Origin of the sequence: Rhodococcus rhodnii NBRC 100604, assembly GCF_001894925.1 — a bacterium.
In the GTDB taxonomy this organism is placed as follows: Bacteria; Actinomycetota; Actinomycetes; order Mycobacteriales; family Mycobacteriaceae; genus Rhodococcus_F; species Rhodococcus_F rhodnii.
The window spans coordinates 54,172-66,819 of record NZ_BCXD01000016.1 but is presented as its reverse complement, the minus strand read 5'-3'; the positions used below and the strand labels follow the sequence as shown (position 1 = coordinate 66,819).

General features: G+C 70.9%; 11 protein-coding genes. 6 read left to right on the top strand and 5 right to left on the bottom strand.

What is annotated here, in order from left to right:
• The first annotated feature begins 273 nt into the window (after positions 1-273).
• Positions 274-1,875, top strand: a complete 1,602-nt coding sequence (locus tag RR1_RS21640; protein WP_143153833.1) for a DUF8176 domain-containing protein — start codon at positions 274-276, stop codon at positions 1,873-1,875.
• Positions 1,875-2,648: a hypothetical protein gene (locus RR1_RS13245; protein WP_010840430.1), complete on the top strand. Its 774-nt coding sequence runs from the start codon at positions 1,875-1,877 to the stop codon at positions 2,646-2,648. Before RR1_RS21640 ends, RR1_RS13245 begins: the two co-directional genes overlap by 1 nt.
• A gap of 34 nt (positions 2,649-2,682) precedes the next feature.
• Here the strand turns inward: RR1_RS13245 and RR1_RS13240 are convergent, their stop codons facing one another.
• Positions 2,683-3,750, bottom strand: a complete 1,068-nt coding sequence (locus RR1_RS13240; RefSeq protein ID WP_010840429.1) for a phosphotransferase enzyme family protein — start codon at positions 3,748-3,750, stop codon at positions 2,683-2,685.
• A 264-nt stretch (positions 3,751-4,014) separates the two neighbouring features.
• Here RR1_RS13240 and RR1_RS13235 point away from each other — a divergent pair, with 264 nt between their 5' ends.
• Positions 4,015-5,355, top strand: a complete 1,341-nt coding sequence (locus tag RR1_RS13235; RefSeq protein ID WP_010840427.1) for an aspartate aminotransferase family protein — start codon at positions 4,015-4,017, stop codon at positions 5,353-5,355.
• 24 nt (positions 5,356-5,379) lie between these two features.
• On the top strand, positions 5,380-5,511 hold the full coding sequence (locus tag RR1_RS22905; RefSeq protein ID WP_010840426.1) for a hypothetical protein: 132 nt from the start codon (positions 5,380-5,382) through the stop codon (positions 5,509-5,511).
• A gap of 16 nt (positions 5,512-5,527) precedes the next feature.
• On the opposite strand, the gene RR1_RS13230 is transcribed toward RR1_RS22905, so the two are convergent.
• The 3 genes from RR1_RS13230 to mihF form a co-directional block, all read right to left on the bottom strand.
• The gene (locus tag RR1_RS13230) at positions 5,528-7,144 is read right to left on the bottom strand and encodes an MFS transporter (RefSeq protein ID WP_010840425.1); all 1,617 of its coding nucleotides are present in this window, start codon (positions 7,142-7,144) and stop codon (positions 5,528-5,530) included.
• A gap of 84 nt (positions 7,145-7,228) precedes the next feature.
• Positions 7,229-8,245: an LLM class flavin-dependent oxidoreductase gene (locus RR1_RS13225; protein WP_010840424.1), complete on the bottom strand. Its 1,017-nt coding sequence runs from the start codon at positions 8,243-8,245 to the stop codon at positions 7,229-7,231.
• Between the two features lie 113 nt (positions 8,246-8,358).
• Positions 8,359-8,670, bottom strand: coding sequence for an integration host factor, actinobacterial type (gene mihF / locus RR1_RS13220; RefSeq protein ID WP_040775688.1), 312 nt, complete (start codon positions 8,668-8,670; stop codon positions 8,359-8,361).
• Positions 8,671-8,837: 167 nt separating this feature from the next.
• Between mihF and RR1_RS13215 the strand changes: the two genes are divergently transcribed.
• Both RR1_RS13215 and RR1_RS13210 read left to right on the top strand, forming a co-directional pair.
• Entirely contained in the window at positions 8,838-9,674 is an 837-nt protein-coding gene (locus RR1_RS13215; RefSeq protein WP_010840422.1) for a patatin-like phospholipase family protein, read from the top strand.
• Positions 9,675-9,893: 219 nt separating this feature from the next.
• Entirely contained in the window at positions 9,894-10,811 is a 918-nt protein-coding gene (locus RR1_RS13210) for a hypothetical protein (RefSeq protein ID WP_010840421.1), read from the top strand.
• Between the two features lie 9 nt (positions 10,812-10,820).
• Here the strand turns inward: RR1_RS13210 and RR1_RS13205 are convergent, their stop codons facing one another.
• Positions 10,821-12,614, bottom strand: a complete 1,794-nt coding sequence (locus RR1_RS13205) for an acetyl/propionyl/methylcrotonyl-CoA carboxylase subunit alpha (protein ID WP_040775681.1) — start codon at positions 12,612-12,614, stop codon at positions 10,821-10,823.
• Positions 12,615-12,648 lie beyond the last annotated feature (34 nt).

Genomic DNA, 12,648 nt, shown 5'->3' with positions numbered 1-12,648 from the left:
CGCACACGCCCCGGAACGCGTCGGATCAAACGCGAGATCCGGCACCCTCGACCAGCGACAACGAATGTTCCGCCCGTGGCCACGACGGCGTTCTCGACGTGATCACGCACTCGCCGGTGCAACACCGCGACCGGCACGCTCCATTGTATGAGACGCCACCAGCGGCGGGGAATCGACTTCGTCACCCCGGTACATGCGGCGAACTGCGAGAACGGTGCGCCGGCGCACTCCCCCGGCGCGACCCTCTCGCACTCCGGTGAGACAATTCCCGCCATGACAGAAAGCGGGGGGCAGAGCGACCGTCGTGACACGTGGTATCCCGCGTTCACCCCGGCGCCCGCGGACACGAACGATTCACGTCCCGACCAGGGACAGGGTCGCTCCGGACCGAACGACGGCGCCGCAGCGGGCCCTGCGGACGGCACCCCTGCCCCGCCGCCCGTGACGTTCGGTCCGCCACCCGCCGCACCGACGCCGATGTGGCTCACCGATCCCGCCCCCGAGGCCGCGGCGCCGCAGCGCGGCCGCAAGCGAGGCTTCGGCCGGAAGTCGAAGGAACCCCGCGACAAGAAGGCGCCGCACCAGCCCGCGCCCGCTCCCCGCGATCAGGCTTCCGGGAACCCGATGCCTCCGAACCCTGCTCCGCAGAATCAGGGACCGCAGAACCAGGCTCCGCGGAACCAGGCACCGCAGCCGTACGCACCGTCCGCGCAGCCCTATCCGCCGCAGCAGCAGCCGTACTCTCCGCAGCCGTACGCGCCGCCCCAGTACACCCAGGGCCAGCAGTACCCGCAGGGGCCGTTCACGCAGGGGCAGCCGTACGCGTCCCAGCCGTACACGCCGGCACCGCCGCCGCAACAGTCGTACGTCCCGACGCCGCCGAAGGCTGCCGAGCCGACATCACCGAAGGCGCCCGAGCCGAGCGCTCCCACCGCGAAGCCCGAGCCCCCGGAGGCTGCCCCGACGACGTCCGAGCCGACGACGCCCGGGCCGTCGACGCCCGGGCCGTCGAAGGACGAGCCGCCGGCAGCGAAGCAGCCTCCTGCCCAGCCGCCCGCCCCGAAACCGTCCGCTCCTGAACCGTCTGCTCCTGAACCGGTCACACCGAAGCCGGTCGCACCGCCGAAGCAGGCCGCTCCGCCTGCCGCACCCACCCGGCCCACTCCGCCGGCGTCTGCGCCCATGCCGACCCCGCCTGCTGCGCCGGCCTATCAGCCGCCGCGCCCCGCGCCCGCCGCGCAGCCCACGCCTCCGCCGCCGCCCGTCCAGCCGCCTGCTGCGGCGACACCCGAGGACCCCGCGCCCGAGCCCGCACGGCGGTCGTCGAAGCCGCTGATCATCGGTGTCGCGTCGGTCGCCGTCCTCGCGCTCGGACTCGGTGGCGCGGCACTGATCGCGCTCGGCGGCTCGGACGAGCCCGCCGAGGCCTCACCGGCGAACGGTGACGCGGGTGTCTCGCTCGCCGAACGACCCACCGACGACGCCGCGGCACCCGCCGGGGAGTTCTGCTCCGAGGCCACCTACGGCGACACCATCGTCGGCGCCGGCGCCGGCGGGCACGGCAACGGCGCCGACGCGATCCTCGGCTTCGATCACGCCTACTACGTGTTGCGCAGTGGCGAGCGTGCATGGGATTTCGTCGCGCCGGAGTCGTCGATGGTGCCTCCCGGCGAAGTCCAGGCCAACATCGACCAGCACATCCCCGAGGGGACCGAGCACTGCCTGACGATCACCCCTGCGACGGAGCCCGGGGTGTATGCGGTGACGCTCGGTGAACTCAGGCCGGACGGAACGAGCGCGGAGTACAAGCAGCGGATCACCACCGTCGAGGTCGACGGTCGCCACTTCGTCGACCGGATCGAGGGCGCGGGCTGATGTCTCCCCCGCTCACCTGGGTGCCGTACCCCACCGCGGTGATCGTGGCGGGGGCGTGCGGCGGCGCGGGAGCGACGACGACGGCGCTGGGCCTGGCGAACATCGCTGTGACACAGGGTGTTCCGATCGTCGCGGTGGACGCGACCCCGGCGGGAGACGACATCGCGGATCGCGGCGCCGACGCCATGACCGCCGAACTCGGCATCGAGCAACTCCTCGCGACGACGTCCGACGGCATCATCGGCGACGACGCCTTCATGCGCGCGTCGTCGCACACGAGCACCGGGGCACGCATCCTGCAGCGCACGGGAACGACGCTCGCGAACGACCGCGAATACCGCGCGATCGCCGACTATCTGCGTGCTCGCCACGCGAGCGGTCTCTACTCCGTCGGGCATCGCCTCGGCGCCGACTACCTCGCGCCGATCCTCCGCTCGCGGCACGCGCCGATGGCCCTCGTCGTGCCGTGCCGAGTCGACGCGATCAACCGCATGCGCTTCACGCTCGACGCGATCGCCGCGGCCGCGGGACGAGATCTGCTCCAGCGCACCGTCATCGCGATCTCGCATCAGGACCCGAACGGCTGGAAGGTCGACGTCGACCTGCTGCGCCGCTATCTCGAGGGCCAGATCCACGCGATCCTCGAGATCCCCTACGACCAGCACCTCGCCTCGGGCACGCTGATCGAGCCGAGCCGGCTCGCCCCACCGACCGTCACCGCCTACAGCATGCTCGCCAGGGCACTCGCCGAAGCGTCCGACGACGCCTCCTGACGGCCCGCGACCTCACCGGGCTCACGTCCGGACCTCACCGGTCGAACAGCCACGTCTGCGACGCGAGATACCGCTCGGCCACCGCGACGGAACCGGGAATCTGCGCGTCCCACAGGGCAGGCGGCAGTGCGTCCGAGCGGTGCGTCGTCGTCCATCCGAGCATCGTGAGCCGCCGGATCATGCTGAGCGTGTTCGCGTACACGAGCAGGGAGTCGGGCAGCTCACGCACCGAGCGGTAGCCCTCGACCCACAGCTTCGCGATGTCCGGCGCGTACTCCTCGTGCTCGACGAACGAGAGTGCCGACGCGAAATCGTAGAGCAGCCAGCTGAATCCACAGTCGTCGAAGTCGATGAGCGAGAGCCCGCCCGGACCGACCATGACGTTGGACGGCCGCAGGTCGGCGTGCACGAGCCCCCATTCGCCGTCGAACGACGAGAGCGTCGCGACGGCGAGCGCTTCGGCGCGGGCGAGGACGTCGCGCTGCGGCGCCGTGAGGTCTGCGCCGCGCCAGTCGCCCCATCGGCTCGTCTCGCCGAGCATGTCGGGCAGTGCCCACGTGAAGCGGTTGCATCCGTCCGGGAGCGACCAGCGCGTCACGTGATCGTGCAGCACGGCCGTCGCGGCACCGATCTCTCGGTAGTGCGGCCGCGGGTCTCCCGCGTCCTCGAGGACGACGCCCTCGACGAAACCGAATCCGACGCAGTGCCATTCGGAACCCGCGTCGTCCACGAAGGAGACGAGGGCCGACCCCGCCGCACCGGGGACGACGTCCGGGACCGAGACGACGCCGGCGTCGCCGAGCGCCGCGACCCACGCGAGTTCGCCGAGGATCTGGCTCGTGTCCTCGACGTGCCCCGGCCGATGGACCCGCAGGACGAAGTCGTCGTGTTCGCTCGACCGGACGAGAAAGGTCGCGTTCTCCGAGACCGTGACGAGTTCGATTGCGGTGGCGGCGGGCGGGAGCCCCCATCCGGCATGGACGGCGTCGGCGAGCCACGTCGGCGCGCTGTCGCCTCGGCTCAGGTGATCGAACGCGGCGAGCGGCGCTGCACCGGGCTGCGTGCGTTCGGCACCGAGATTCAGGGGGACGTGTGACGTCATCGGACTCCTCGAAGCGAGAGGAGAGCGTGGGACCCGAAGCGTCCCATACCGATCCTGTTCGATGCCAGGGTTCGCCGGGCGTGTTCACGCCACCGAAACACCCCGCACCACACGAAACGGATCGTTCATCTGCCGGCGCCGTCGTTCACGTGTCCGATACATCCGGAGGGGCGAACCGCCACGTCCGTCGGCGAGACTGGACACACCGATCACCGGAGGGCGTGGGGCCCGAGATCCGACCGGCGAAACACCGAGGAGTGACGCATGTCCGCGCGTTCGACGATCATGGACGACAACAGCTTTCGCGCAGAGCACGCCGACGCGCTCGACCCCGCGACCAGGGCGCTCACCGAGCGCAGAGAGAAGAGCCTCGGCGGCTCCTACCGCCTGTTCTACCGCCGTCCCGTCCATCTCGTCCGCGGCGAGGGCCAGTACCTGTGGGACGCGAGCGGCCGCCGCTATCTCGACATGTACAACAACGTCGCGAGCCTCGGGCACTGCCATCCCGCTGTCGTCGAGGCCGTGACGCGGCAGGCGAGCACGCTCAACACGCACACCCGCTACCTGCACGAGACCATCCTCGACTACACCGACGACCTGCTCACGACGCTTCCCGCCGAACTCGATCGCGCGATGTACATGTGCACGGGTTCGGAGGCGAACGACCTCGCGCTGCGCGTCGCGAAGTTCGTGACCGGTGGCGACGGCGTGATCGTCACCCGCGAGGCGTACCACGGCACGAGCGAGCTGACGTCGAGCGTCTCGCCCGCACTGGGGTCGGGCCAGCCCATCGCTCCCACCGCGCGGCTCGTCGACGCCCCCGACGCCTATCGCGTCGACACACCGGACCTCGGCGCGTGGTTCGCGCAGCGCGTGAGCGACGCGATCGACGACATGGAACGTGCCGGAACACGATTCGCGGGACTCCTCGTCGACTCGCTGTTCTCGTCGGACGGCGTGCTTCCCGGGCCTGCGGGCTACCTGCGCGAGGCGGCGGACGTCGTGCACCGCGCGGGCGGCGTCGTCATCGCCGACGAGGTGCAACCCGGCTTCGCGCGCACCGGCGAGGCGTTCTGGGGCTTCGCGCGGCACGGCATCGTCCCGGACGTCGTGACGATGGGCAAGCCGATGGGCAACGGCATCCCGGTCTCCGGGCTCGTCGCGCGCACCGAGGTGCTCGACGCCTTCAGCGACCGGATCCCGTACTTCAACACCTTCGGTGGCAATCCCGTCTCGATGGCCGCGGCGCGCGCCGTCCTCGACACGATCCGCAGCGAAGGCCTGCAGGAGCACAGCGCCGCCATCGGCGCGGAACTGCTCACGGCGCTGCGCGGCCTCGCGACCCGGCACGAGGCGATCGGCGACGTCCGCGGCGCCGGGCTGTTCGTCGGCCTCGAGCTCGTTTCCGATCGCACCGCGCTCACCCCCGATCGCGCGCTCGCGCTCGACGTCCTCGAGGAACTCCGCGAGCGCGGCGTCCTCACCTCGGTCGCCGGGCCGCACGGCAACGTCCTCAAGCTCCGGCCGCCGCTCGCGTTCGCGAGCGCCGACATCGCGTGGGTCACGACGGCGCTCGACGAGGCGCTCACCGTCCTCACCTCCTGAGGGCCGCGCCCGTAGGCTCGGGGTGTGCCCGAGGTCGACGAGGTGCCGTGGTCGCTCGACCTCGCCGTGCTCGCCATCGCGCCCGGCGAGCCCGTCCTGCTCGTGCACCGCGTCACGACGGACGAGCAGGGCAACTGGATCCGCGCACGACGGTGACCGAAGACGGCGCCGTTCAGTGCCGCTTCGCCGCCGGCGCCTTCGCCGCGATGAGGTGCTTCGTCGTCGACGGTGAGGTGAGGAACGTCTCGACCAGTTGCTCGTTGCTGCGATCGACCCCGGTGAGCCGGTCGCGATGCTGCCGCATGTGTTCGGCCCACGAGCGCACGACGAACGTCTCCAGAAAGCGATTCTCCTCGGTGCTGTCGCGATACACCTGCCACTCCATCGCACCCGTTCGCTGCCGGGAACGACCGAGATAGGCCATCGCGTCGAGGAACTCGCGTTCGGCGCCCTCACGCACCCGATAGCTGCTGAGCACCATGACGGGTCCGTCGTCGGGATCGGGCTCGAAGACGAGATTCGGCTCGGGCCACAGCGTCGCCACCTCGACGTCCATCGGTCGTTCCTGCTCGCGCAGCGGCAGCCACCACACCGACACTGCGGCCGCGGCGAGCAGAACCGTCGCGATCGACAGTGCCGCGGAATCACCGAGCCGGCCCGCGACGACGCCCCACGCGAGCGCACCGATCGCCTGTCCGCCCATGAAGACCAGCAGATAGACCGACAACCCGCGGGCACGGACCCACGCGGGCAGCATGAGCTGCATCGCGGAGTTCAGCGTCGACAGCGCGACCAGCCACGCGATACCCGCGAACAGCAGCACCACGAGGACGATCGCGAACACGTGGACCGTCGCGAGCACGAGGGTCCCCGCCGCGAAGATCATCGCCGACGCCGCGAGTAGTTCGTTCTCGGAGAACCGGCGCCGGAGCCGGGACAGCACGAGCGCACCGAGCACGGCACCGAGGCCGAGCGCACCGAGCATGAAGCCGTACCCCGAAGAGCCGAGCCCCAGATCGTGCCGCGCGACGACGGGCAGCAGCGCCCACAGCGCGCTCGCGGGCACGACGAACAGCACCGACCGCAGCAGCACGCGCCGGATCGCCGGTGCGGCCCGGATGAACCGCCACCCGGCGTCGAGCGCCTGGAACGGTTTCTCCGCCGGCAGCGAGCTCGTCGTCACCGGTTCCCGCCACAGCACGAGGACCACCACGATCACGACGAACGACACGGCGTTGAGCGCGAACACCAGCGTCGGGCCCGACAGCGACACGAGGAAGCCCGCGATCGCGGGGCCGATCGCCCGCGCGACGTTGATGTTCATGCTGTTGAGCCCCGCAGCGGCGGGAATCTGCTCGCGCGGGACGAGTTCGGGCTGGATCGCCTGCCACGCGGGACCCGTGATCGCCTGCCCGCAGCCGAGCAGGAACAGCAGCGACAGCAGCACCGGCGGCGTCGTGTGACCCGTCCACGTCAGCACCGCGAGGATCGCCGCGAAGATCGCCATCGCCGACTGCGCCGCGATGAGCATGCGGCGCCGATTCACGAGATCGGCGAGCACACCCGCCGGGAGCGCGAGCAGCATCACGGGCAGCAGCGTCGCCGTCTGCACGAGCGAGACCAGCGTCGACGCGTTCGGCTCACCGACGAGCATCCACTGCGCACCGACCGTCTGCATCCACGTGCCGAGGTTGGACACGAGCTGGGCGATCCACAGCGCGGCGAACGCCATCGACGCCATCGGCGCCCACGTCGACACCGACGAAGCGGGCTGCTCGGCAGCGGTCATCGGACACACCTTCCGTCGTCACGACGAATCCGACGCTAACGGAACCGCTGACGCCCGCGGCCGGGAATCCGCGCAGGCGAGCCGTCAGGTCGCAGCGTTCACGAGCGGTGCGACGCGCGTGCCGAGCAGTTCGATCGAGCGCATCACGTCGGCGTGCGGCACGGGGCCGACGCTCGGATGCAGCATGAACCGGTCGAGTCCCAGCGTGTCGCGCATCGCGACGATCTTCTCGGCGACCTGCTCGGGCGAGCCCAGCACCAGCGAGCCGTCCGCGCCCCGCATCGTGTCGAAGGCACCGCGATTCATCGGAGTCCAGCCGCGCTCGCGCCCGAGCGCCGTCATCGCCGCCGCGTACGACGGATAGAACGCGTCGATCGCCTGCTGCTCGGTCTCGCCGACGAAGCCGTGGGCGTGGACCGCGACGGGCCTGTGCTCGTGGCCGCCCTCCGCGACCGCGCGGCGATGCAGGTCCGCGAGCGGTGCGAACGCGCGATACTGCCCACCGATGATCGCGAGTGCCATCGGCAGGCCGAGCAGACCGGCACGCACGACGGACCTCGGGTTGCCGCCGACCGCGACCCACACCGGCAACGGCCGCGCGGGCCGCGGGTACACGCTCTGGTCGTCGAGCGCGGGACGATGCCGGCCCTCCCACGTCACCGTCTCGTTGTCGCGCAGCGCGAGGAGCAGGTCGAGCTTCTCGGCGAAGAGGTCGTCGTAGTCGGCGAGGTCGTACCCGAACAGCGGGAACGACTCGGTGAACGAACCACGGCCCGCCATGACCTCGGCGCGTCCGTCCGAGATCAGGTCGAGCGTCGCGAACTCCTCGAACACGCGAACCGGATCGTCGGAGCTCAGGACGGTGACGGCGCTGGTCAGCGTGATCCGGCTCGTGCGTGCCGCGGCCGCCGCCAGCACGACGGCGGGCGCGGACGCCGTGTAGTCGGCGCGATGATGCTCGCCGACGCCGTAGACGTCGAGCCCGACCTGCTCGGCGAGTTCCACTTCCGCGAGCAGGTCGCATAGCCGTTGCCCCGGCGTCCGGCCGTCGCGGGCCGCGGCGGGGTCGATCTCGGCGAACGTCGTCAGTCCCAGTTCCACAACACACCCCGTTCTTTCCCGCCGTTCTGCACCCCTAATAGAACTCTGCACCCCTATCGGGCGACCGATAGGGGTGCAGAACGCTGTTCGGGGTGCAGAACCGCCTCAGGCGATCAGGAGAGCTTCGCGAGCAGCTCCGAACGCTGGCGGGCGCCGAGCCCACCGAGCCGGCGCGATTCCGCGATGCCGAGCTCCTCGATGATGCTGCGGGCCTTCACCTTGCCGACCTTGGGCAGCGACTCGAGCACGTACAGGACCTTCGTCTTGCCGACGAGTTCGTCCGAATCCGCCTTCGCGAGGGTGTCCGCGAGAGTCTGGTTGCCCGACTTGAGGCTTTCGCGCAGTTCTGCGCGCGCCTTCCGAGCTTTGGCGGCCTTCTCGAGCGCAGCCGCACGCTGCTCCGGGGTCAGTGTGGGCAGTGCCATGGTCACTTCCTTTCGATCGCTTTCGGCCGGTGCCGTGACCGTGCCTCTCGCAGAAACGTAGACCACATGGGTGACTCCATGTGGCGACGACGCGCAGAAATCCGCGATCCACCTGGAATTTCTCGCTGCACCCGACCGCGACGCGCCGGGATTGCCAGAATGGACGGATGAGCGACGTCGAACGCGCACTCGTCGTCGGTGGCGGCGGACTCACCGGCGTCGCCTGGGCTGTCGGCATCGCGTACGGCCTCCACGAACAGGGCGTCGACCTCCGCACCGCCGACAGATTCGTCGGGACGTCCGCGGGTGCCGTCGTCACTGCACAACTCGCGAGCCCGGCCCCCCTCGACGAGCTCTATCACATGCAACTCGACGGCACGGTCGAGGAGATTCCCGGCGGACTCGACCTCTCCGGCATCGTCGTCCTGACCGTGTTCGGCAGCATCGGACGCGACCCGGCGCCCGGCATGCGCCGCATCGGGCAGCGCGCCCTGCGGGCCCGCACCGTCCCCGGCAGCGCCCGGCGCACCGTGATCGAACACCGCCTCCCCGTCCACACCTGGCCCGACGCCGATCTGCGCATCACCGCACTCGACATCGAAACCGGTGAACGACGCGTGTTCACCGCCGCCGACGACGTCGACCTCGTGGACGCCGTCGGGGCGAGTTGCGCCGTCCCGCTCGTGTGGCCGCCCGTCCCGATCCAGGGCCGCCGCTACATGGACGGTGGGGTGCTCTCACCCGCGAACGTCGACCTCGCCGGCGACGCACGCCGCGTCGTCGTGATCGCCCCGATGAAGCGCGGCTTCCGCCGCGGCTACGCACCCGGCGTCGAACTCGACGCGCTGCCCGCCGAGCAGCGGATCCTCGTCCTGCCCGACCGCGCCTCGAGCGGCGAGCTCGGCAACAACCCGCTCGATCCGGCTGCCCGCCACGGCGCCGTCCTCGCCGGCCGCGCCCAGGCCGAACGCATCGCCGGGGACGTGCGCGCCGTCTGGGTCTGAGCCGCCCCACCTGTCCGCACGCCGCTGTTAGCGTGAAAAGCCGGGCGAAACCCGACGTCGGGGCGCCTGCGACGGGCAAGCCTTCTCACTCGCACATGACAGGAGACACCACTGTCCGCTCCACCCCACCGCATCGGCGTCGTCGCCGACGCGGGATTCTCCGAACGCGTCGGACAGCACGTCACGTCGGCCGTCGCGAAGGCCGCGCCGGGCACCGAGGTGTCCTTCGAGACCGTCGCCCTGCCACCCGACCGCATGGGCAACCCCGACTACGAACGTTGGGCCCGCGTCCTGGGCGACCGCTGGGACCTCGTGCTCGCGGTCTCCGAACTCCCCGCCCACGTCGGCCCGCGCCCCGTGCTCGCGGAATGCGCGTCCGACACGATCGCCGCCCTCTTCGTCCCCGCCACGGGCGCGCTGCGCGTCGGCCACCGCTCCGCGCGCGTCGCCGAAGCCGCGATCGCCCGCATGATCGGCCCGGACGACGACGACACCGCCGCGCCGCTCGCGAGGACCCGCTGGGTCGAGGAGGAGAACGGCCGCTGCCGCCTCATGGGCAGCGCCGCCCTCGGCCGCGCCCGGCTCGTCGCCGGCATGGTGCGCGCCAATCGCCCGTGGCGGCTCGTCCCCACTCTGACGCCCGCGTTCGGCGCGGCCAGCGCGGCGTCGGCGTTCGGCATCTTCTACTCGAGCATCTGGCTCATGGCCGCCTCGATCTCGGTGTGGCGGCTCGCAACGATCGTCCTCACCGCACTCGTCGCGATGTGCGCGTGGCTGATCCTGCCCAACCGGCTGCTCGAGAGGCGCGGCTTCCGGACGGACCGCTCCGAACGGTCGCTCTACAACACGGCGACGCTCGCGACCGTCGTCGTCGGCGTGCTGTGCATGTCCGTCCTGCTCGCGGTGGCCGTCGCGGCCGTCGCGGCGATCGTCATCTCGCCCGACTTCCTCGGCGACACCCTCGGCCGCGAGGCGACGATCGTCGACTACGCCAGGCTCGTCGCACTCTCCACGGCACTCGGGATCGTCGCCGGCGCCGTCGGCACGAGCGCCGCCGATCACGACGAGATCCTGCGCGCGACCTACGGGCAGCGCGAGTACGAACGCCGCATGCGCGACGCCGACAGCGGTAGCTGACCCACCGAGCTACTTGATCTCGGTGAGCACGGTGCCCTGCGTGATCGCGGCACCCGCCTCGACGCTGAGTCCCGTCACGACACCGGCCTTGTGCGCGATGACCGGGTTCTCCATCTTCATCGCCTCGAGCACCGCGATGAGATCACCCTCCGCGACGTCCTGGCCCTCGACGACGGCGACCTTGACGACGGTCCCCTGCATGGGCGCCGTGACGGCGTCACCCGACGCCGAACCCGCACCGCGGCCGCCCTTCGTCCGCGGCTTCGGCTTCTTGCGGACGACGCCCGTCGCACCGGAACCCGAGTTCGCCGCCGCGAACGACGCCGGCAACGACACCTCGACGCGACGGCCGCCCACCTCGACGACGACCGACTGACGCGGGCCGTCCTCGTCCGGTGCCGGCTCGCTGCCCGCGTGCGGCGCGACGGTGTTGTTCCACTCCGTCTCGATCCACTTGGTGTAGACGTCGAACGACGTGCCGTCACCGATGAACGCCGGATCCGCGACGACGGCGCGATGGAACGGGATGACCGTCGCGAGGCCCTCGACCTCGAACTCGTCGAGCGCACGCCGGGCACGGGCGAGCGCTTCGTCGCGCGTCGCGCCCGTCACGATCAGCTTCGCGAGCATCGAGTCGAACTGGCCGCCGATGACACTGCCCGCCTCGACGCCCGAATCGAGCCGCACACCCGGGCCCGCCGGCGGGACGAACTTCGTGACGGGACCCGGCGAAGGCAGGAAGCCGCGCCCGGCGTCCTCGCCGTTGATGCGGAACTCGAAGCTGTGCCCACGCGGCGCCGGGTCCTCGGTGATGTCGAGCTTCTCGCCGTTCGCGATCCGGAACTGCTGGCGCACCAGGTCGATGCCCGCGGTCTCCTCCGTGACGGGGTGCTCGACCTGCAGTCGCGTGTTGACCTCGAGGAAGGACACCGTGTCGCCCTGCACGAGGTACTCGACCGTGCCCGCGCCGTAGTAGCCGGCCTCGCGGCAGATCGCCTTCGCGCTCGCGTGGATCTGCGCGCGCTGCTCGTCGGTGAGGAACGGCGCGGGCGCCTCCTCGACCAGCTTCTGGAACCGGCGCTGCAGCGAGCAGTCGCGCGTGCCCGCCACGACGACGTTGCCGTGCTGATCTGCGATGACCTGGGCCTCGACGTGACGCGCCTTGTCGAGGTACTGCTCGACGAAGCACTCGCCGCGCCCGAAGGCCGCGACGGCCTCACGCGTCGCCGACTCGAACAGCTCCGGGATCTCCTCGACGGTCTGCGCGACCTTCATGCCGCGCCCGCCGCCACCGAACGCCGCCTTGATCGCGACGGGAACGCCGTACTTCTCGGCGAATGCGACGACCTCGTCGGCGCCCTTCACCGGATCCTTCGTACCCGCCGCCATCGGCGCCTTCGCACGCTCGGCGATGTGGCGCGCCGTCACCTTGTCGCCCAGATCGCGGATCGACTGCGGCGACGGGCCGATCCAGATGATGCCCGCGTCGATGACCGCCTGCGCGAACTCCGCGTTCTCCGAGAGGAACCCGTAGCCCGGGTGGATCGCGTTCGCACCCGACTTGCGCGCGGCGTCGAGGATCTTGTCGATCACGAGGTACGACTCGGCCGACGTCGAACCTCCGAGCGCGAACGCCTCGTCGGCGAGCCGGACGAAGGGAGCATCCGCGTCGGGCTCGGCGTAGACCGCGACCGACGGGTAGCCGGCGTCGCGGGCCGCACGGATCACGCGGACCGCGATCTCACCGCGGTTCGCAACGAGCACCTTCGAGATCTGCGGGTGCTCGGAGGACGTGGGCGACATGAATGTTCCTTTGCGAGTTATCGAGATCACCGGG